The 19,783-nt window shown below is 42.4% G+C and carries 18 protein-coding genes and 1 pseudogene; 9 read left to right on the forward strand and 10 right to left on the reverse strand.

Annotated elements, in window-relative coordinates; genetic code table 11:
- Window positions 1–7: 7 nt before the first annotated feature.
- Entirely contained in the window at window positions 8–265 is a 258-nt protein-coding gene (locus tag P4361_RS15320; RefSeq protein ID WP_328089934.1) for a NifU N-terminal domain-containing protein, read from the forward strand.
- A gap of 56 nt (window positions 266–321) precedes the next feature.
- Here the strand turns inward: P4361_RS15320 and P4361_RS15325 are convergent, their stop codons facing one another.
- Window positions 322–1,173, reverse strand: coding sequence for a YitT family protein (locus P4361_RS15325; RefSeq protein ID WP_082315953.1), 852 nt, complete (start codon window positions 1,171–1,173; stop codon window positions 322–324).
- A gap of 162 nt (window positions 1,174–1,335) precedes the next feature.
- On the opposite strand from P4361_RS15325, the gene P4361_RS15330 reads away from it, so the two are divergent.
- A complete protein-coding gene (locus tag P4361_RS15330) occupies window positions 1,336–2,202 on the forward strand; it encodes a DegV family protein (RefSeq protein WP_053354794.1) in 867 nt (288 codons plus the stop codon).
- 45 nt (window positions 2,203–2,247) lie between these two features.
- Window positions 2,248–2,385 (forward strand): hypothetical protein, encoded by a 138-nt coding sequence (locus P4361_RS15335; RefSeq protein ID WP_175501864.1) that lies wholly within the window; start codon window positions 2,248–2,250, stop codon window positions 2,383–2,385.
- Window positions 2,386–2,420: 35 nt separating this feature from the next.
- Here the strand turns inward: P4361_RS15335 and hmpA are convergent, their stop codons facing one another.
- Both hmpA and P4361_RS15345 read right to left on the reverse strand, forming a co-directional pair.
- Window positions 2,421–3,653, reverse strand: coding sequence for an NO-inducible flavohemoprotein (gene hmpA / locus P4361_RS15340; protein ID WP_328089936.1), 1,233 nt, complete (start codon window positions 3,651–3,653; stop codon window positions 2,421–2,423).
- 190 nt (window positions 3,654–3,843) lie between these two features.
- Window positions 3,844–4,998 (reverse strand): histidine kinase N-terminal domain-containing protein, encoded by a 1,155-nt coding sequence (locus tag P4361_RS15345; RefSeq protein WP_053354795.1) that lies wholly within the window; start codon window positions 4,996–4,998, stop codon window positions 3,844–3,846.
- 160 nt (window positions 4,999–5,158) lie between these two features.
- On the opposite strand from P4361_RS15345, the gene P4361_RS15350 reads away from it, so the two are divergent.
- The 4 genes from P4361_RS15350 to ligD (P4361_RS15365) all read left to right on the forward strand — a co-directional run bounded on the left by P4361_RS15350 (window position 5,159) and on the right by ligD (P4361_RS15365) (window position 8,932).
- Window positions 5,159–6,028: an SDR family oxidoreductase gene (locus P4361_RS15350; protein ID WP_328089937.1), complete on the forward strand. Its 870-nt coding sequence runs from the start codon at window positions 5,159–5,161 to the stop codon at window positions 6,026–6,028.
- A gap of 235 nt (window positions 6,029–6,263) precedes the next feature.
- Window positions 6,264–7,091 carry a Ku protein gene (locus P4361_RS15355; RefSeq protein WP_328089938.1) on the forward strand — a complete coding sequence of 276 codons (828 nt, stop codon included), beginning with the start codon at window positions 6,264–6,266 and terminating at the stop codon, window positions 7,089–7,091.
- Window positions 7,092–7,097: 6 nt separating this feature from the next.
- Window positions 7,098–8,045, forward strand: a complete 948-nt coding sequence (gene ligD, locus P4361_RS15360) for a non-homologous end-joining DNA ligase (RefSeq protein ID WP_328089939.1) — start codon at window positions 7,098–7,100, stop codon at window positions 8,043–8,045.
- Window positions 8,015–8,932, forward strand: coding sequence for a non-homologous end-joining DNA ligase (ligD, locus tag P4361_RS15365; RefSeq protein WP_328089940.1), 918 nt, complete (start codon window positions 8,015–8,017; stop codon window positions 8,930–8,932). Before ligD (P4361_RS15360) ends, ligD (P4361_RS15365) begins: the two co-directional genes overlap by 31 nt.
- A 41-nt stretch (window positions 8,933–8,973) precedes the next feature.
- Here the strand turns inward: ligD (P4361_RS15365) and P4361_RS15370 are convergent, their stop codons facing one another.
- The 6 genes from P4361_RS15370 to P4361_RS15395 all read right to left on the reverse strand — a co-directional run bounded on the left by P4361_RS15370 (window position 8,974) and on the right by P4361_RS15395 (window position 16,516).
- Window positions 8,974–10,650, reverse strand: a complete 1,677-nt coding sequence (locus P4361_RS15370) for a glycoside hydrolase family 13 protein (RefSeq protein WP_256225560.1) — start codon at window positions 10,648–10,650, stop codon at window positions 8,974–8,976.
- A gap of 201 nt (window positions 10,651–10,851) precedes the next feature.
- Window positions 10,852–11,895, reverse strand: coding sequence for a LacI family DNA-binding transcriptional regulator (locus P4361_RS15375; RefSeq protein ID WP_328090032.1), 1,044 nt, complete (start codon window positions 11,893–11,895; stop codon window positions 10,852–10,854).
- A gap of 25 nt (window positions 11,896–11,920) precedes the next feature.
- A complete protein-coding gene (locus tag P4361_RS15380) occupies window positions 11,921–12,982 on the reverse strand; it encodes a TIM-barrel domain-containing protein (RefSeq protein WP_328089941.1) in 1,062 nt (353 codons plus the stop codon).
- Between the two features lie 14 nt (window positions 12,983–12,996).
- A complete protein-coding gene (locus tag P4361_RS15385; protein WP_053354800.1) occupies window positions 12,997–13,833 on the reverse strand; it encodes a sugar ABC transporter permease in 837 nt (278 codons plus the stop codon).
- Window position 13,834: 1 nt separating this feature from the next.
- Window positions 13,835–15,118, reverse strand: coding sequence for a sugar ABC transporter permease (locus P4361_RS15390; RefSeq protein WP_328089942.1), 1,284 nt, complete (start codon window positions 15,116–15,118; stop codon window positions 13,835–13,837).
- A gap of 132 nt (window positions 15,119–15,250) precedes the next feature.
- Window positions 15,251–16,516: an extracellular solute-binding protein gene (locus P4361_RS15395; protein WP_328089943.1), complete on the reverse strand. Its 1,266-nt coding sequence runs from the start codon at window positions 16,514–16,516 to the stop codon at window positions 15,251–15,253.
- Window positions 16,517–16,851: 335 nt separating this feature from the next.
- Between P4361_RS15395 and P4361_RS15400 the strand changes: the two genes are divergently transcribed.
- Complete coding sequence (locus tag P4361_RS15400) at window positions 16,852–18,603, forward strand: glycoside hydrolase family 13 protein (protein WP_328089944.1); 1,752 nt, start codon at window positions 16,852–16,854, stop codon at window positions 18,601–18,603.
- Between the two features lie 547 nt (window positions 18,604–19,150).
- Here the strand turns inward: P4361_RS15400 and P4361_RS23270 are convergent.
- Window positions 19,151–19,291 (reverse strand): AraC family transcriptional regulator, encoded by a 141-nt coding sequence (locus P4361_RS23270; RefSeq protein WP_425590265.1) that lies wholly within the window; start codon window positions 19,289–19,291, stop codon window positions 19,151–19,153.
- On the opposite strand from P4361_RS23270, the pseudogene P4361_RS15405 reads away from it, so the two are divergent.
- Window positions 19,281–19,634: pseudogene (locus P4361_RS15405) on the forward strand (MATE family efflux transporter); the annotation flags it as partial. The gene P4361_RS23270 and the pseudogene P4361_RS15405 sit on opposite strands and share 11 nt — an antisense overlap.
- Window positions 19,635–19,783: the final 149 nt, after the last annotated feature.

Consider the following 19,783-nt stretch of genomic DNA (forward strand, 5'->3'; position numbering starts at 1 on the left):
GAGAAGAATGGCAGTAGAATTTGGAATACAACCAACCCCAAACCCAAATGCTCTTAAATTTTCAGCAAGCCAGCCCTTTTTAGAAGGCAGATTATCAGCCAGAGCAGGAGACACACCTGATTCAGAATTGGCACAATCCCTTATTGGCATTGATGGTGTGGAATCCATCTTCGGTTTTCAAGACTTTCTTACCGTAAACAAATTTCCTGAAAGTGATTGGGACGAACTGGTGCCCCAAATTCAAAAAGTTCTGGAGACGTTATAATGAAAAAAAAAAGAGTACCTGGCAGGTAAAATTTCCTGAAGGTACTCTTTTTTCTATTAATCATCTCTTCGAAATAACCCGAAAACTCCAGTCGTGTTCACAATATTGGTGAATGCACTTGGATCGACTTCTTTAATGATGTTTTCTAAATCATATAGCTCATAACGGGTTACGACAATAACTAGCATCTCCTTGTTTTCGTTTGAGAATGCTCCTTTTGCAGGGACAATCGTAATTCCCCTAACCAGCCTTGAGTGGATGGCTTCTTTTAATTCGCTTCCCTTTCTTGTCACGATCATAGCCGTCAGTTTCTCATGGCGGGTATGGATTGCATCGATGACACGTGTACTAACATATAAAGTAACGAGTGTATAAAGGGCTTTCTCCCACCCGAAAAGCAGCCCGGCCGCAAGGATGATGCAGCCGTTTAAAATAAGAAAATATGTTCCGATCGGGCGGTTGTGTTTACGTGACAAAATCATGGCAACGATATCAAGGCCGCCTGTTGAAGCACCATATTTTAGCGTAAAGCCAACACCAACAGCTGCAATCACTCCTCCAAATACTGCGTTGAGCAAAATATCCTTTGAGATTTCAACAACAGGAATGATTTCAAGAAAAAAAGACATCATAAAAACACAAAAAAAGCTGTAGATGGTGAACGATTTACCAACCTTCATCCATCCTAGAATAGCTACCGGAATGTTTAGAGCAAACAAAAGCATCCCAGTTGAGATAGGAACTGGTGAATGGATAAGCAAGCTAGAAACGAGCTGTGCCACACCGGTAAATCCGCTCGCATACACTTTGGCGGGTATTAAAAATAAATTAAGGGCGGCTGCATTCAACGCAGCACCTAAAATAATGACGATAATTTTCTTGATTTCTTGCATGGGTGTGTAATTCATTATTAAATTTCCTTTCGATTCATTGCTTCCCAACTATACTTTTTTATCAGAATTAACTTCTGGAGTCAATAGGCACAAAGGTTTTAGCTTGAAACATTCTATTGCCATTACCAATAGTGAAGTATACACTGAAGATATCATACATAATTGAAGGTGATTGATATGGGAGTCCAGATCATTACAGACAGCGGCTGTGATCTGCCGCAGCACATAATAGACGAACTTGAAATTAATATGCTTCCTTTAGTCGTAACCATTCATAGCCATGAAGAATATGACCGTAAAACCATACAGCCGCTTCAGCTGTATAATCAGATGCGTGAAGGTGCGGCACCTAAAACGTCCCAGGTTCCTCCTTTGCTTGTTAAGGAAGCCTTCCAAAAATGCGCAGAAACTGAAACGCCTTGTGTTTATATCACGCTTTCTTCAGGCTTAAGCGGAACTTTCCAGACCGCTGAACTCATGCGCCAGGAGGTGCTTGAGGAATATCCTCATGCAAATATCAGTGTTATCGACAGCCAATGTGCTTCTCTTGGTTTTGGCCTTGTTGTTTATCAGGCGGCAAAGGCTGCGAAGGAAGGAAAAAATCTAGAAGAAGTAATAAACACAGCGAATTATTACCTCAGCCATACTGAGCATATTTTTACCGTAGATGACTTGGAATATTTATTAAGAGGCGGACGTGTTAGCCGGACAGCAGCAGTAATGGGAAGCCTGCTGAAAATAAAGCCGGTTCTTCATATGAAGGAAGGAAAACTCTATCCGATCGAAAAAATCCGTGGCAAAAAGAAAGTGTTTGGCCGGATGATCGAATTGATGAAAGAACGGGGAACTTCATTTGAAGATCAAATTATCGGGATCAGCCATGCCGATGATCAAGAAGCAGCAAATGCCTTAAAAGAAATGATTAAAGCAGAAACCGGCTGTGAACAGATTATGATATCCATGATCGGCTGTGCCATCGGCTCTCATGCGGGTCCAGGCACCATTGCCATGTTCTTTCTTACAAAGCCCTATTCCGATGCATAAAGTTACTCCTGCCCGCTCATGTTAATTCATGAGGAGGCGAGACTTTTGACACATAAATACACGAAAGACAATCATAAGAAAAAAAACGATCGTCAAGCGGATCAGCAGTTAAAAAATGAAGCTGAACAAAAAAACAAAGCAGCTGGTAAACATTCGTTTTCTAAAGAAAACGATCATTTGTAAATTTAAAAAAAGCATCCTTTGCGGATGCTTTTTTTTTATGCTTTTACTTTTTCGGTTTCTGTAAGTTCTGCTGCTGGCCCGAAAAATTCAAAATGAATCTGCTGTTCGTGGATTCCAAGATCCCTTAGGCAGTGATACACAGCCTTCATGAATGGAAGTGGTCCACAGAAATAATAATCCGCATTAGAATCGAGATTCAGTCCTTTCAGCCAGTTGAGATCGATGTAGCCCTTTTTGTGGTACAAACCTTTTTCTTCGTCTTCAAGAGTTGGATTCTCATAGACGACATAACTTTTAATATGATCAAGCTCTGCAGCCAAATTCTTGACATGGTCCCTGAATGCATGAAATGTACTGTCGATGGCAGCATGAATGAAAGTAATGTTTCTCTCTGTTTGTTCTTGAGCCAATGTGTTCAGCATGCTGACCATCGGGGTTAAACCCACTCCTCCGCTTAGAAGCACAACAGGAGTTGCTTTTTTTGTATCAAGATAAAACTCTCCGGCAGGAGCACTTACCTGCAGAATATCCCCTTGTTTAATATGGTCATGAAGATAAACAGAAACCTTGCCTGGATGGGAGCCGCCCGCTTCTTTCTTGACACTGATCCGATAATAGCCGGTTCCCGGAGCATCTGATAAGCTGTACTGGCGAATATGATTGTATTCTTCGCCATCGATCACAAACTTGATACTGATGTATTGTCCAGGTTTAAACGCAGCGATGGCTTTTTGATCTTCCGGGACTAAATAGTAAGAGGTAATAACTGAACTCTCTTCTTCGACCCGATCCACGATAAAATTCCGGAATCCTTCCCAGCCTCCTGGCTGATGTTCTGCTTCCTGATACATTTGGCTTTCCACTCCGATGAACGCGTCTGCAATTACACCGTATGCTTTTCCCCATGCCTCTATAATTTCAGGAGTTGCAGCGTCGCCAAGCACTTCCTTGATCGCTATAAGAAGGTTTTCGCCGACGATCGGATAATGTTCAGGCAGAATCCCTAAGCTTCGATGCTTCTGGGCAATTTGCTTCACTGCTGGAATAATCGATTCCAGCTGATCAATATTGGCAGCAGCCGTATAAACGGCGTTCGCTAAAGCCGTCTGCTGGCGGCCCTGTTTTTGATTGGCATGATTAAAAATATTTAACAGTTCCGGATGTTTAGTGAACAAATTTTTATAAAAACGGGTAGTGATCTCCTTTCCGTGAGTTTTAAGCACAGGTACGGTTGATTTAATCACTTCAATTGTCTTTTGATCCAGCATGACAAAGTCCCCTTTGGTTTCAATATTGATTACATGTTCATTATAAGAAAACGAAAATATCCTCATAGTGATTACAATCACTTTTCTTATGTCAGATTTGTGAATCATAAGAAAGGTGCAAGCCTCTGCTAAAGTCCGTTCGTCAAGCATCGATTCTAGACATTACTTCATTGCAAAAAAAAAAAACACCTTATAAAGATGTTCTTTCGATTGCTTCTGGAATACTGATGGAAAAGGTTGTATATGAAGCATTGGAGTCAACAAGGATTTGGCCATTATGCTTTTCAACAATTTGCTTGCAGACCGATAATCCAAGTCCGGTCCCCAGCTCCTTGGTTGTAATGAAAGGTTCAAAAATGTTCTCGAGCAGGTGGGCTGGAATCTGTGAACCATTGTTTGATATTTCAAGCCTGATTTTTTCTGATGATCGATAGGCTTTTACTTTAATAATTCGTTCTTCCGGAAGATCACAAAGCTCCTCTACGGCGTTGTTCAGTATATTCAAGATGACTTGTTTCAATTGGTTCTTGTCCCCTTCAACCTTTAGATCCGGAGAGATTTCTACCATTAGATTAATTTTCGCTTCTAGAAAACGAGGGTACATAAAGTCGATCATTTCATGCAAACAGATAGATAGATCAAAGATAGCGATAAGGTCGTCCAGTCCTTTCATCTTGGAAAGCAATAGGAACTGGCTGATCTTGTCCTGCAGATTTTCCATCTCATCATTGATGATAGAAATATAATGGTCGGTTTTTTCATTCGGTACAAGCTCTGATTCCAAAAGATAAATGAATCCTTTAATAGAAGTTAACGGATTCCTAAACTCATGTGCAAAGCTTGCCGCAATCTGCCCTAATATCGTAAGCCTGTCACTGTGCATTTCCTGAATAAACTGGTTTTTATTCTCGATGATAACATCATTCAATGATGAAAACTCTTTTATGGCATAGTAAAGAAGCTGGTCAAAAAAATGGTTGATGGTCATGATGATCCACTTCTTTTCTTCAGGAAGAAAAATGGAGTTCAGTGCCTTATCGTTTACGATTTGCCTGCCTATGTTAATGTTATAAACAAATTCACTAATGTCTGTTTTGGCTTCAATCCGCTCAGGAGCAATTTTTTTTGTAAGGTCCATAATCAGGGCAATATCCGGTTTTTCTATATACTGATAAAGCAAATCAAGGGTGCGGTTGCCGTTCTTAACGACCTCTTCATAAAAAGGGTCTTCTTTTTTTATTAAGGCATGGTCCAGCCATTCCCAAACAATCTTTTCATGAAGCGTTCGAAAGTGATTTATTGCTCGATACAGTTGTTCGCTGGACAACGCTTCAACACCAACCATGAAACCACTGCCTCTCTCTTTGTCATCTTTTATTTCATTATGCAACACTTTGAAAAGATGAACAATATTTGTCTACCTTTTTTTTAAAAAGGTTTGATTGCATAAGAGATGTGGAAGAATAATGTCGTATTCAAACCATGGACAAAGGAAGGATGAGAAAATGAGCGACCAGCAAGGAAGAAAAATTGATCCTCCGGCACAGCACCAGAATCATCAGCCGGGAACAGAATCGGAAATGAATCCAAAACCGCAATCTCAAGCTAAAACATATCTAGGCAGCGGCAAGCTCAAAGGTAAAGTCGCCCTAGTCACAGGAGGCGACAGCGGGATCGGTAAGGCAGCCGCGATTGCCTTTGCAAAAGAGGGCGCTCAGTTGTCCATCATCTATCTTGATGAACAGAATGACGCTGAAGAAACAAAATCGCTGATCGAACAGGAAGGCGTTCGCTGCCTCTTATTTTCCGGTGACATTGGAGACGAAAACTTCTGCAAGGAAGCCGTTGAAAAAACGGTCGGAGAATTTGGACAGCTAGACATTCTTGTTAATAATGCTGGTGAACAGCATCCACAGAACAGCATTGAGGATATTTCAGCAGAGCAGCTGGAGAAAACCTTTAGAACAAATATCTTCTCCATGTTCCATCTGACGAAAGCCGCTTTAAAGCATTTTAAGGCTGGAAGTTCCATCATCAATACCGCTTCCATAACTGCTTATAAGGGCCACCCTAAACTGATCGACTACTCATCGACCAAAGGAGCAATCGTGTCGTTTACTCGCGCCCTTTCCAATTCAATCGTCGAAAAAGGCATTAGAGTAAATGCAATTGCCCCAGGACCGATCTGGACACCACTGATCCCTTCTACTTTTACTGCAGAAGAAGTGGATGTATTTGGAAAAAACTCCCCTATGAAGCGTCCGGGCCAGCCTGAAGAACTGGCACCAGCCTATGTCTACCTGGCAAGTGACGATTCATCCTATGTTTCAGGTCAGACTATCCACATCAACGGAGGAACGGTTGTTAACGGATAGATTAAGAAAAGCTCAAGCAACCTGGGACGAAATGGTGTTTATATTTCGTCTTACGAGGACCTTAGCTGAAAACATGAATCCCGTTTTCAAAATTTGCGCTGGAGCTAGTCATAGCCTCAATGCAAGCTGTTTCTCACATTCTGAAAAGCCGATAAAGATCGGCTTTTTTTATTTGGATAAAATGGCAGGCAATTGTCACACACTAGAACAAGAACACTAGGAAAGGGTGTAGACAATGCATACCATGTGGAAGGGAAGCATCAGTTTCGGCCTGGTTAATATTCCAATAAAGCTGTTTGCAGCGACTGAGGACAAAGACATTAAGATGAGGTATCTTCATAAAAAATGCCATAATCCGATCAAGTATGAAAAAACCTGTCCGGTTTGTGAACAGCCTGTCGAGCAAGAAGACATCGTCAAAGGCTATGAATATGAGCCGGGAAAATTTGTGCTTGTAGAAAAAGAAGATCTCGACAAAATCGCCGGGATTAAGAATAAAGCGATCGAAATCATTGATTTTGTCTCATTGGAAGAGATCGACCCGATTTACTTTAATCGTTCCTATTTCATCGGCCCCGGAGAGAATGGCGCAAAACCTTTCACTTTGTTAAAAGAAGCAATGAAAGAAAGCGGAAGGATCGGACTCGCAAAGATTACGATTCGTTCAAAAGAGAGTTTGGCTGCCGTAAGGGTTTATGATAAAGGGCTTGTCATGGAAACGATATATTACCCCGATGAAGTTCGTAATGTCGAGCATGTTCCAGGACTGGATGAGGACATACAGGTGAATGACAAAGAACTAGAAATGGCAAAGCAGTTAATCGAACAGCTGTCTACGCCTTTCGAGCCTGGGAAATATAAAGACGAGTATCGTGAAGCGCTTCTAAACATCATAGAAAGCAAGATTTCCGGTGAAGAAATCAAAGTGTCTGAAGAACGGCCGCGAACCAATGTGGTTGACTTGATGGAAGCACTGCAGGCGAGTATCAACCAGTCCAAGACAACAGAAAAGAAACCGGAAACTCAAACAAAAAAGGCTAAACCAAAGAAGAAGAAAGCTTAAAATAAAATGCCTATACCGATCAGACCAATGCTTGCTTCCTTAGGGAGTGATCTGCCAACGGGATCCGAATGGATTTATGAGATAAAATATGACGGCTACCGCTGCATTGCCCATTGGACCGAATCAGGAGTCGATCTTTACAGCAGAAACGGCCATTCATTAAACCTTTCATTTCCAGAAGTCGTGAATGATTTAATCCTAATGACTGAGGAGATCAAATCCCTCCTCCCACTCATATTCGATGGAGAATTATGCATCTTGGAAACCCCCTATAAGGCATCATTTGAAGCTTTGCAAAAAAGGGGAAGGTTAAAGGATCTGAACAAAATCAAACGGGCCGCTGCAGATCATACTGCCACCTACCTTGTCTTTGATGTGCTGAGTGTACGGGGAGAGCGAGTAACCGAAACCCCTTTGCTTCAGCGAAAAGAAAAGCTCCAAGAGATTTTCAAAAAAATGTCTGCACGCGAAGAAATGAAAACAAAACCCATCGAATTTTTCAGTAATGGGGATGAGCTCTGGTCTCTCAACAAAAAAGAAAAGAGTGAAGGGATTATAGCGAAACGGTGCAAAAGCAATTACGTTCCAGGATCACGGTCAGAACAATGGATAAAAATAAAAAACCCACAAACCGGCATCTTTTTTATCACAGCCTATGAAAAGAAGAACGGCTACTTTCATGTTGCTGCACGTAAAGATGGTGAAACGGTTTCTGTCGGCTTGTTCTCTCATGGCTTATCTTCAGAAGAACGCAGAGTTTTGATCGAAGTCATAAAAAGCAACAAGTCTGGGGAAGACAGCAATTTTATCAAGGTTTTACCATCAATATGTGTTGAACTTCAATATTTGGAGATCTATAAAGATCAGCTGAGACATCCAAGATTTGTTGCTTTTAGACTCGATGTCAGCTGGGAGGATTGTACATGGGAAAAAGCAATCAGCAGCAGGAGCTGAACATCAACGGCTTTAAAGTAGCCGTCACCTCTCCAGATAAGCCTTTGTGGCCGAAAAAAGGACTTCAAAAGCTTCACTATCTTGAGTATTTGGCCAGGATAGCGCCTTACCTTCTTCCCTTTTTAAAGAACCGGGCACTGACGGTCATCCGCTATCCGCATGGGGTCAATGATGAACGTTTTTATCAGAAGAATTGTCCTGATTATGCTCCTGACTTTATCGAGACCGTTGTTGAAGACGAGATTCATTATATTGTTTGCAACACCCTGCCTGCACTGCTTTGGCTAGGAAATCAGCTGGCATTCGAGCTCCATATCCCCTTTCGTAAAATCGGTACTGAAGCACCCTCTGAGATTGTCATGGATCTAGACCCGCCATCACGGGATGAGTTCGTGCTCTCAGTCGAAGCTGCCTTGCTTATCCATGAGGTTTGTCAAAAGCTGAAGTTAGAAGCGTTTGTCAAAACAAGCGGAAACAAAGGGCTGCAAGTATATATCCCTTTGCCTGAAAACCAGTTTACCTTTGATGAAACAAGAAGGTTCACCCATTTTATGGCTCAATATCTTATTACGAAAGAACCAGGCTGGTTTACTGTTGAACGGCTTAAGAAAAACAGAGGCAACAAATGCTATATTGATTACATTCAGCATGCGGAAGGAAAAACCATCATCGCCCCTTATTCTGTGAGGGGCAACGAGGAAGCACTCGTCGCTACACCTCTTCGCTGGGAAGAACTAAATAGAAATCTTCGCCCAGAAACCTTTCCGCTGGACTCGATCCACCAGAGAATATTGGAAAATGGCGATCCGTTTGCTGAATTTGAAGATGCAAAATCCAACCAGCACTTCGGGCCGGTACTGGACTGGCTGAAGGAACAAGGTTTATAACAAAAAAGATCCTGGCATGGGCCAGGATCTTTTTTTATTCATCATTTGCTGTAAAACACCCGAACTTCAAACGGCTGCAGTTCACAGTTCTTCAAACCACTGCCGCTGTACTCATAATTCGAGATCAGCAACACAGCTTTGTCATCTTTTAAGCTTTCTGGCAGCTCAACTTGTGTGCATTGGCTGCTGAAGTTGCAAAGCACCGTAAGCTTTTCATTATCTAGCGTACGAGTGTAGGCGTATACGTCAGGATGGCCATCAAGAACCAGGTCGTACGTTCCATAGACAATGATGCTGTGTTCTTTTCTAAGCTGGATCAGCTTTTTATAAAAGTTTAAGATTGAATTCTCGTCAGCCAACTGCTGTACCACATTAATCTCAGGATAGTTCGGGTTCACAGAAATCCATGGTGTCCCTTCAGAAAAGCCACCGTTTTTAGCGTCTTTCCATTGCATTGGAGTTCTGGCGTTATCACGGCCTTTCACATAAATGGACTTCATGATTTCAGGAACACTCTTTCCGTCAAGCTGAGCTTCCCTGTACAGGTTCAGGATTTCCACATCACGGTAGTCTTCGATCGACTCAAACTGTACGTTGGTCATCCCAATCTCCTGTCCCTGATAAATATAAGGTGTTCCCTGCATGAACTGATAAAAAGCGGCCAGCATCTTGGCTGATTTATTGTGGTATTCTTTATCATTGCCAAACCTGGAAACTGACCGCGGCTGATCATGATTTTCAAGATATAGGCTGTTCCATCCGCTTCCCTCAAGGCCTTTTTGCCATTTGGTAAGTACGTCTTTCAAATCAGAGAGCTTCCAAGGAGCAAGATCCCACTTACTTTCTTCCGTTTGATCAAGACCCATGTGTTCAAATTGAAAGACCATATTAAATTTACCGATTTCTTCATCCACGTACTCTCTTGCACCTTCAGGACTAACGCCTGGCGTTTCTCCCACCGTCATGATTTTATCATTCATGAAGACATTCTCTTTCAGCTCTTTCAGGAAATCCTGGATTCCAGGCTGATTGAGGTGGCCGTCCCAGGAAGGAACGTAGCGTTTATTGCCCGGATTCGGAAGATCTTCGAGCCCTTGAGCTTTCTTAATGTGCGTGATCGCATCCACACGGAATCCATCGATTCCTTTATCGACCCACCACTGAACCAGTTCATAAAGCTTTTGACGGACCTTTTCGTTTTCCCAGTTAAGATCTGGCTGTTTCGTCGAGAACAGGTGCAGGTAGTATTCATCGGTCTGTTCATCGTACTGCCATGCTGAGCCGCTGAAGATACTCTCCCAGTTGTTCGGCTCTCTGCCGCCTTTCCCCTCCCTCCAAATATAAAAGTCTCTGTAAGGATTGTCTTTAGATGAACGTGATTCAATAAACCAAGGATGTTCATCAGATGTATGGTTGATGACAAGATCCATGATCAGCTTGATTCCCCGTTCATGGCAGGCTGCCAGCATCTCTTCCCAATCTTCCATCGTACCAAAATCATCCATGATCTCCTGATAGTCGCTAATATCATAGCCGTTATCATCGTTCGGAGATTTATATACTGGCGAAAGCCATATGACATCGATTCCAAGGTCCTTTAAGTAGTCCATTTTTGAAATAATTCCTTGAAGATCCCCAATTCCGTCCCCATTACTGTCCATGAAGCTTCGAGGGTATATTTGATAGACGACGCTTTCTTTCCACCATTTCTTTTTCATTTCAATAACTCCCTGTTTTCGTTTTGCGCAAACGTTTGTCCTAAGTCCCATCCTTATTGTATACGATTACATAAACATTAAGCAACAGGTTTATTTAATAAGTACCCGTTAAGGCCCGACGAGCGCTGGAATATCATCGATCTATTCATTCCCAAAGAAAAAAGCCTGTTTATTTGAACCATAAACAGGCTGCCTTCTTTTTTATATGGTTTTCTCTTTTGGGGCAGATATTGCCATACAAGACTGCCGCTCGACAAGCCGGTACGGAACTGCCACCCTTCTTGGTTTGAGGTCTGGTTTTGCGATAAGATCCATCAGACACTCTGCTGCTTCATATCCCAGTTGAAAAATATTGATGTCAACAGAGGTTAACGCTGGTGTTGAAAAGTCTGCCAGCATCACGTTATTAAAGCTAAGTACGGAAATGCCATCAGGTACAGAGATGTTCATCTCGCTGAGTGTACTCAGTACACCAAACGCCATCAGATCATCCATGACGAGAAGAGCAGTCGGGGGTTCCTCTAGTGCCATCAACTTTCTGATCGCTTCCTGGCCGCCTTCTTTTAAAAATTCTTCATGAATAATGTATTCATCACGGTATGGTATCTGGTGGATTCTCAACGATTTTTCATAGCCGAGAAGCCGGTCGATGGTTACAACCAAATGAGAACTTCCACCAACGAATCCGATCTTATCATGGCCGAGCGAGATCAAATAGTCTGCCATCTCTCTTGCCGCTTTAAAATTATCATTATCAATGTGGGTAATCGCATCTTCATTCTTAAACGGCTTGCCGATCAGTGTAAAAGGAAACTTCTTCTCGATCAGATAGTTCATTACTTTATCATCTACGCTTGAATACAAGAGGATAATACCGTCCACTCTGCCGCCCTGGACCATTCGAACGACCCCATCATGAATTTCATCTTCTGTCTGGCCTGTGGACATATACAGTGCATATTCTTTTTCATGCACAATGGTGCTGATGCCGCGGATAACTTCCGGGAAAAATGGATTTTGAAACGCTTTGTCTGCGGAACCGGGCATAACAAGACCGATCGCCTGGGTTGAACGGTTAGCGAGACTTCTTGCATTAAAGTTTGGATGATACCCTAAATGCTCCATCGCTTCCCTTACTCTGAGCTTTGTTTTTTCAGATATCCTTGGGTTGTTGGCAATGACACGCGAAACGGTGGATGGGGCTACATTTGCGAGTTTAGCTACATCTTTAATCGTAACGGTCATCATCATCCTCCTTCCGTGTTTACTCTCAATCATGCTGCAACGTTCCTTTAAAGATTACTGTATCATTGACATTTAACCTGTTGCCTTTCACCGTTTGTCCATTTAACTTAATTTCTGTATCTGGCGCAGGATGGTGGATAACAACCTCGTATTCTGTCCAATCAGGAGTATAGCCGCTGCTTTCTTGGTTAAGTTCTATTTTAATCAAATTTTTGGAAAATGAACAGTTGATATTTATTTCTGCAAAGTGATCATCTTCATAAGCAAAAGTCTTGGCGTCATCTTCATACAAGCTATACTCCGTACTTCCATCAAGCTCTGCATACAAATGGAACGTCATCTTCGTTTCTTTTTCGGCAGAGTTTGGTTTTACCGTACCATGCGGCAGGATAGAGCCGGCTTTCAAAAAGATCGGCAATATATCCAGTTCCGCCTTTATAAGGACATGCTGACCGCCTTCATATACGGTGTCTGTCCAATAATCATGCCATGTGCCATGTGGGAGATATACCGCTCGATGGGTGGTTCCCGAAGCATAACCGGCTCTGGTCAATAGAAATGGCCTGTCTCCGCCGATCAGCTTCTTCATACCATTATAGGTGGATTCACCCATTAATAAACCATACACATTGTGAAGCTCTCTGTGCGTTTTCGGATGGCCGTTATTCCCATGCAACACTTTAACATCCATCGTCTTCGTCTCATTGAAGACAGCCGGTTCATTCATATCATTCCAGATGCCGTGGATTCCCATATCACTGTAGAATTTGTGGTTCTGACCCCACCATTCCCTTGTTTTCGTGTTCGTGAAATCAGGAAATGCTGACTTTCCAGGCCAAACGTCACCAAAATAAGGGTGTCCTTCGATGTATTTACAGAAATGATCTTCATACGTTCCCTCTTGATAAGTTTTATACTCCGGATCCTCTTTGACACCCGGATCGACAATCGGAACCACACGAATACCCATTTCAAGCAAATCCTGAACCAGCTTCTTCGGATTAGGAAACCTCTCATGATCAAACGTAAAAACTCGGTACCCGTCCTTAAAAAACGGGAAAAGCGTATGCAGCTTTTTCCCGTTCATATATTGAGGCGCTTTTAGCCTTTTGTTCCTCCAGCCGTCAGCCCAGAAACGAAGAAACGCTGCAATGAAAGGAACAAGAGTCCGATCGGAACTGCAATTAATACAGATCCAGCTGCAAACAGTGTAAAGGAATTTCCAAACTCATCGGATACCATATTGAAAAGACCTACAGCCAAAGTCTTTTTCTCATCTGACTGGAGCAAGATGGACGCAAGAATGAAGTCCGCAAATGGCGAGATGAAACTAAACAAAGCAACCACAGCCAGAATCGGCTTGGCAAGCGGAAGAATGATCTGCCAGAAAATGCGGAAGTGTCCTGCTCCATCAATGCGTGCTGATTCATCCAGTTCTCTTGGGATCGTATCAAAGTAACCTTTTGCCAGCCAGGTGTTCATAGGAATCAATCCCCCAACGTACACAAGAACAAGTCCGAAATGTGTGTCAAGAAGTCCAACAAGGTTTGCAAGGATATAGATTGCAAGAATTGCCACAAACTGAGGAATCATTTGCAATACAAGGAATAGAAGCAGACCATTTTTTCGCCCGAAGAAACGGTAGCGAGAAAATGCATAGGCTGTCAGACCGATAAAGATTACAGCAAGAACCATAGTGCTGATACAAATTTTCAATGTATTCCAATACCAAGTTAAATATTGAGTTTTCGTGAACAGTTCTTTGTAATGCTGCAGTGTTGCATGCTCCGGTATAATCGTTGAACTCGTTAAACTGTCTCCGGGATTTAGTGATGATCCGATAACCCAGAGGATCGGATAGATCACTATTGTAATCGCAGCAAGAATGACCAGATAGGACAGAGTGAGACGTATAATTTTTCCTCGTTTAATGCTCATCTTACATCATTCCTTCATCTTTAAATGCTTTCGTTCGCTTAAAGTTAATAAGCGCAACCGTAACGATAACGACAGACAGCAGAACTGTAACAGCTGCAGCTTTGCTGTACTGTGCAGAAGTCATGGTCAAATTATATATCCATGAAATTAAAATGTCTGTTCCGCCCGCACTTTGTCCAGCAACTGCTGGACCGCCCTCATTAAAGAGATAAATGACGTTAAAGTTGTTAAAGTTGAACGTGTACTGTGTGATGATGATCGGTGCAGTAGCAGCCAGAATCATCGGAAGCGTAATGGATCTGAATTTATCCCAAACTGTCGCTCCATCAACGGTTGCTGCTTCATACAATTCTTCAGGGATGGATTGGAGTACCCCGGTTGTCATTGCCATGATGAAAGGGAATCCCAGCCATGTCTGGATAAAGATGATCGCGACTTTCGTCCATTGCGGATTGGTCAGCCACGGTATGGGATCGATTCCAAAAGCTGCCAGAATATCGTTATTAATGGCTCCAAAAGAGTCGTTGAACATTCCACTGAACACTAGGATAGAAACGAAAGCAGGAACTGCCCATGGAAGAATTAATAACGTACGGATGATTCCTTTAAATTTAAGATCCTTTTGATTAATAACAACCGCAAGAAAAATCCCAACGGCAACCTGCAGAGTAGTTGCTGTAAATGTCCAGATAATTGTCCAGGCAAATACAGATACAAATGTATTTCTCCAGATATCCATCGTAAACATGTCACTGAAGTTCTGAAATCCTACCCAATCTACCAGTTTGGCAGGCGGTGAATGGTACAAGTCATAGTTGGTAAACGCAAGGAAAACCATGAACAGAATCGGAAATACAACAACAAAGATCAGGATAAAAAAGCCCGGCCCTACTAAAAGATAAGGGAATCCTTTATCAATCACATTTTGATATTGCTCTTTAATAGTTGTGACTGCAAAGCCCTGATCTCTCTTCTTGCCATTTTGAAACGCATCGTAAATGTTAAACACATAAAAAGCGATGCCGAAACCAATCACGATAAATGCGATGACCCCTTGGACGAGAAGGATGATGGAATGGTCACGCGGAAGCTCTGTTCCGAGGGTAAAGAATCCCCAGAGCCCCATGTTCAACAGGTTCCCGAAAACAACGAAATAGGAAGATGCCAGAATAAGGAATAAAGCCCCTTTTATTCTTTGTTTATTATATATCTGGCCGATCCCAGGAATGATAGAGAGCAAAGCCGCAGTTTTACGATGGTTGGATTGATTTGCTAACGCCTCCATGATGTAGGCTGTCCCCCTTTCTGAAACACTTGATATAGATGCATCTTTCAATGTCTGAACCTTCAGGTATTAGAAGATGCACCTATAGTGAAAGCAGTACCCAGAATATACTGGGTACCGCCTCCCTCTATATTATTTACCGGTGTGTTTTGCTTTAATGTTTTGCTCGATTGTTTTTGATGCGTCTTCCAATGCTCTCTTGGAATCTTGTTTACCTGTTGCAGTAAGCTGCAGCGCGTTTCCTACTGGTACCCAAACTTCAGCCATTTCTGGTACGTTTGGCATTGGAATACCGCGTTCTGATTGGACTGCAACTGCTTTTGCTGCTTCGTTATCAGCAATGATTGGATCTTTCATAAGAGCTTTGATCGGAGGGATCTCCTGAGTTTTTTCGTAGCGGATTTTCGCGTTCTCTTCGTTCGTTATCCACTCTACAAATTTTTGAGCCCATTTTTTGTGCTCAGAATATGCACTTACGTTCCAGCCTTTAACACCGATGAATGTTTTTACATACTCGCCGTTAGGAAGCTTCGGCATTGGTGCAACACCGATATCGATTCCTGCATCTTTATAGCCTTGGAATGACCAAGGTCCGTTCATTACAGACGCAACTTTCTTTTCATTGAATAGACCGTCAATGGTTTGTCCTGCTTTTTTCCCGATGATACCTTTAGGGAATAATCCTTCTTTGTACCATTTGGAAATGTAATCAGCACCTTCAAGAGAGCCTTTGTTTGTTAAACCAAGATCTTTCGTATCAAGTGTTCCATTATTATCCTTAAATACATAACCACCGTAACCGCTTAAGATGCCATGTGCGAAGTAGAAATCTGTCCAGTTTGCCAAGAACCCGTATTGCGCGCCGCCTTTGTCGCCTTTAGAGAACTTGTAAAGATCGTCAAGTGTTGCAGGCGCTTCTTTCATAAACTTTTTGTTGTAGATGAAAACAGGTGTTTCAGTAGATTTTGGAAGACCATAAAGTTTTCCTTTAAACGTTAAAGCCGAGATTGATGAGTCAGTATATTGGCTTGTAATATCACTTGAAATATTTAGAGGCTCGATCAAACCTTCAGTAGCCAATGGCCCAATACGGTCATGTGGTGTTGTGATAACGTCCGCACCTTTGTGAGTCGGTCCATCAAGACGAAGCTTATCTTGTTGATCAAGCATTGGCATTTCTTTAAATTGAATTTTAATTCCGTATTTCTTTTCAAAGCTTTTCGCAGCTGGTTCAAGGCCTACACCTTTATCTGTATCTTCCCAGACTACTAATTTATCCGGTTTTTTCTCTGCTTTTCCTGTATTGCTGCTGCTTCCGCTGCTGTCTTGTGGACCGCAGGCAGAAAGAACACCAAAAGCAAGCACTGGCGTTAACATATAGGCCATTATCTTTTTCATTCTTGTTCCCCCTATTTTGTTTAAGATCTTGAACAACCGTTTGCACAACCAAATCAAAAAAAGGATTAGGCCTTCGCCTAACGTGTTGTGAAAACGATTGCATCAATTCCTAATTTCATTATACATCCCTTTTTTTTTTTGACAACTGTTTTCAAAAATTTTTATAAAACGCTTTCAACTCTTTCGTTGACATCAATTTCAGTATATACTACATTAAAGTTGAAATTAATTGCATCGGGGCAATGCTACCGCAGGTACAACCTCCACACAGAGTTTGTACCTTTTTTATATCCTATACGTGCAACCGATTGCAAAAACTAGTCAGGAGTGATGATATGCAGCGAGAAGTCCTGTACCATAGACCAAAGAATAACTATGCCTATGCCTATGACGAAAAAACGCTTCACATCCGTTTACGAACGAAAAAAGGTGATGTTCAGTCTGTACATCTTATCTATGGCGACCCTTATAATTGGATAGACGGGCGCTGGCAAATCCAGAAAAGTGAGATGACCAAATCGGGATCTGATGAATGGTTCGATTATTACTTCATTCAAGTATCTCCCGAGTTTAGAAGACTTCGTTATGGATTTGAGCTGATGAATGAGAATGAGAAGCTGGTCTATACGGAAAAAGGCTTTTATGAAGAAGCACCTATGGATGATACATCGTATTATTTCTGCTTCCCTTTCCTTAACAAAGCAGATGTATTCAGGGCACCTGAATGGGTAAAGAATACGGTTTGGTATCAAATTTTCCCTGAACGATTTGCGAATGGCAACCCTGCCAATGATCCTGAAGGGGCACTGGCATGGGGCTCAGTTGCACCATCCAAGACCAATTTTTTTGGTGGAGATTTTGAGGGTGTCCTCCAGCACCTTGATCATCTCGCCAGCCTTGGAATAACCGGCATTTACTTCACCCCTATTTTCAAAGCAAAGTCGAATCATAAATATGACACGATCGATTATTTTGAAATCGATCCGCAGTTTGGAACAAAAGAAACCTTCCGGCAATTGGTGGATGCTTGCCATGAAAAAGGCATAAAAGTAATGCTGGACGCTGTTTTCAATCATAGCGGCTTCTACTTCGAACCCTTTCAGGATGTTCTCAGAAACCAGGAAAACTCGCAATATAAAAACTGGTTCCACATTCGCGAATTTCCGGTCATCACAGAGCCTAAACCGAACTATGACACCTTTGCCTTTGAAAAGAACATGCCGAAGCTAAATACTGAAAATCCTGAGGTAAAAGATTATTTATTGAAAGTAGCCCGCTATTGGGTGGAGGAATTTAACATTGACGGCTGGCGGCTGGATGTGGCCAACGAAGTGGATCATCAATTCTGGCGCGAGTTCCGCAGCACTGTGAAGAGTGTAAAGCCTGATGCGTATATCCTCGGAGAAATCTGGCACGATTCCATGCCTTGGCTGCAGGGTGATCAGTTTGATGCGGTTATGAACTATCCGTTTACTACTGCTGCTCTAGATTTTCTTGCCAAAGAGAAAATAACGGCAATCGAGTTTGCCGACAAGATTACGAACGTTCTGCAATCCTATCCTGCAAACGTGAATGAGGTTGCTTTTAATCTTCTTGATTCACATGATACACCAAGGGTACTGACACTAGCCAAGGAAAATAAAGAAAGAGTCCGCCAACTGTACGCACTCATGCTTTCCTTCCCTGGAACTCCCTGCATCTATTATGGAGATGAAGTAGGAATGACAGGCGAAATGGATCCCGGCTGCAGAAAGTGCATGGAGTGGAATGAGGAAAAACAGGACCGCTCTTTATTTGAAGATATTCAAAAACTGAACACGTTCAGATCTGATCATTCTGCTTTTGGCAATGGTGGAACCCTCTCTTTTATCAAAGCGAGCCATACACCTGAAACGCTTCTTTATATGAAAACATCTGCTGATGAAACCCTTTTATTCGCCTTTAATACAGAGAGCGAACCCATAACGCTTGAAGAAGGTCTATTTGACGGCTTCAACAATGCCATTAACCTTTGGACCGGAGAAAACATCAGCCCAGCTCATGCGGTTGTAAATGCCAATGATTTCTTGATTTTAAAATTAAGTTAACGTAGAACAGTGCTAGCGTCCTGTAAAGCAGTCAGAATGTACTTGGATTTTTGCTAGTCCTAGTCCTATTCATCAATAAAGCCCCTTTGATCATGAACACTAACATGGCGCACATGAACCAAAGGGGTTTTTTCCCCCGGATGAAATTTTTTTCATCAGGCATATAGATAGGACTTTACATCACTCCCGGATAATTCCAATCAATGTCAGTGACATTGCCAAACATTTGATCGGACACATAATAATTTCCCTGCTGATCAACCTTAATTCCCGCCGGCATACAATTTTTCCAATATTGATTTACCTCAATTTTTTGATCAATAAAATCCCAATTTAAATGATACCAATGAAAAACCATGCGATAGCGGCCGAATTTACTTAAATCCTGCTGTGGGTTATACGATGGCTGGTAGGAGAAAGGCTGTGAAGGATATTGTCTGAATGGCAAGGAAGGATGGGAAGATGAAAAATAGGGTTGATGATAAAATTTTTCATCCTAGAAGGGAAATGCAGGCTCTTGCATAAAAAAGTGAAACTCTCATCCGGATTAAAAAAGGTTTGACATTCTCCTATAGGCTCGCGGGCTGATCCCTTCCAGTTTCTTAAATAGCTTTGAAAAGTATGCGGCATCTTCCATTCCACACTTTTGGATTTCCTGTTTTGGGTGTTCAAGGGGTCTTCTCTCCATTTTCACACATGATCATGCCATTATAGCCGCAGGGGCCGCGCTGCTTTATGTCACAGTTATCTTAGAGCCTGGCCGGTCGTTTAATCTTGTGGTTATCTCGTCACTTCGGGCGGCCGGAGACGCTAAGTTCCCTGCACTGATGGGAGTCATATCGATGTGGGGAATCAGTGTCCCGCTTGCTTATTTTTTAGGAATTTCGATGGAGATGGGACTGCTTGGCATAAGGATCGCCTTTTTCGTAGATGAATGGCTGCGCGGACTTCTTATGCTTTGGCGCTGGCGGTCAAGAATCTGGGAGCGGAAGAACGTATTGGATATTCAGCCCGGCGCAGCTCACACATAGAAGGGGCTGTCCAAGAAGTCTGTAAGCTGTTGATTTCCGTTCCAGGCTGCTCACTTTCCGCGGGGCGTGCGGTGAGCCTCTTGGTGCAAGCACCGGCGGGAGTCTCACCTGTCACGCAAGTCCCGCAGGACAAGGAAAGCTTCTGCAGC

This window comes from Fictibacillus sp. B-59209 (assembly GCF_036216745.1).
Classification (GTDB): Bacteria; Bacillota; Bacilli; order Bacillales; family Fictibacillaceae; genus Fictibacillus_C; species Fictibacillus_C marinisediminis.

Bases quoted from the DNA above. Each gene is read 5' to 3' on its own strand.
- P4361_RS15380 (WP_328089941.1), bottom strand. From the start codon at position 12,982: ATGAACGGGAAAAAGCTGCATACGCTTTTCCCGTTTTTTAAGGACGGG.
- P4361_RS15370 (WP_256225560.1), bottom strand. From the start codon at position 10,650: ATGAAAAAGAAATGGTGGAAAGAAAGCGTCGTCTATCAAATATACCCT.
- P4361_RS15325 (WP_082315953.1), bottom strand. From the start codon at position 1,173: ATGAATTACACACCCATGCAAGAAATCAAGAAAATTATCGTCATTATT.
- ligD (WP_328089940.1), top strand. From the start codon at position 8,015: ATGGGAAAAAGCAATCAGCAGCAGGAGCTGAACATCAACGGCTTTAAA.
- P4361_RS15375 (WP_328090032.1), bottom strand. From the start codon at position 11,895: ATGACCGTTACGATTAAAGATGTAGCTAAACTCGCAAATGTAGCCCCA.
- P4361_RS15400 (WP_328089944.1), top strand. From the start codon at position 16,852: ATGCAGCGAGAAGTCCTGTACCATAGACCAAAGAATAACTATGCCTAT.
- P4361_RS15345 (WP_053354795.1), bottom strand. From the start codon at position 4,998: ATGGTTGGTGTTGAAGCGTTGTCCAGCGAACAACTGTATCGAGCAATA.
- hmpA (WP_328089936.1), bottom strand. From the start codon at position 3,653: ATGCTGGATCAAAAGACAATTGAAGTGATTAAATCAACCGTACCTGTG.
- P4361_RS15395 (WP_328089943.1), bottom strand. From the start codon at position 16,516: ATGAAAAAGATAATGGCCTATATGTTAACGCCAGTGCTTGCTTTTGGT.
- P4361_RS15355 (WP_328089938.1), top strand. From the start codon at position 6,264: ATGCATACCATGTGGAAGGGAAGCATCAGTTTCGGCCTGGTTAATATT.
- ligD (WP_328089939.1), top strand. From the start codon at position 7,098: ATGCCTATACCGATCAGACCAATGCTTGCTTCCTTAGGGAGTGATCTG.
- P4361_RS15330 (WP_053354794.1), top strand. From the start codon at position 1,336: ATGGGAGTCCAGATCATTACAGACAGCGGCTGTGATCTGCCGCAGCAC.
- P4361_RS15320 (WP_328089934.1), top strand. From the start codon at position 8: ATGGCAGTAGAATTTGGAATACAACCAACCCCAAACCCAAATGCTCTT.
- P4361_RS15390 (WP_328089942.1), bottom strand. From the start codon at position 15,118: ATGGAGGCGTTAGCAAATCAATCCAACCATCGTAAAACTGCGGCTTTG.
- P4361_RS15385 (WP_053354800.1), bottom strand. From the start codon at position 13,833: ATGAGCATTAAACGAGGAAAAATTATACGTCTCACTCTGTCCTATCTG.
- P4361_RS15350 (WP_328089937.1), top strand. From the start codon at position 5,159: ATGAGCGACCAGCAAGGAAGAAAAATTGATCCTCCGGCACAGCACCAG.
- P4361_RS23270 (WP_425590265.1), bottom strand. From the start codon at position 19,291: ATGGAGAGAAGACCCCTTGAACACCCAAAACAGGAAATCCAAAAGTGT.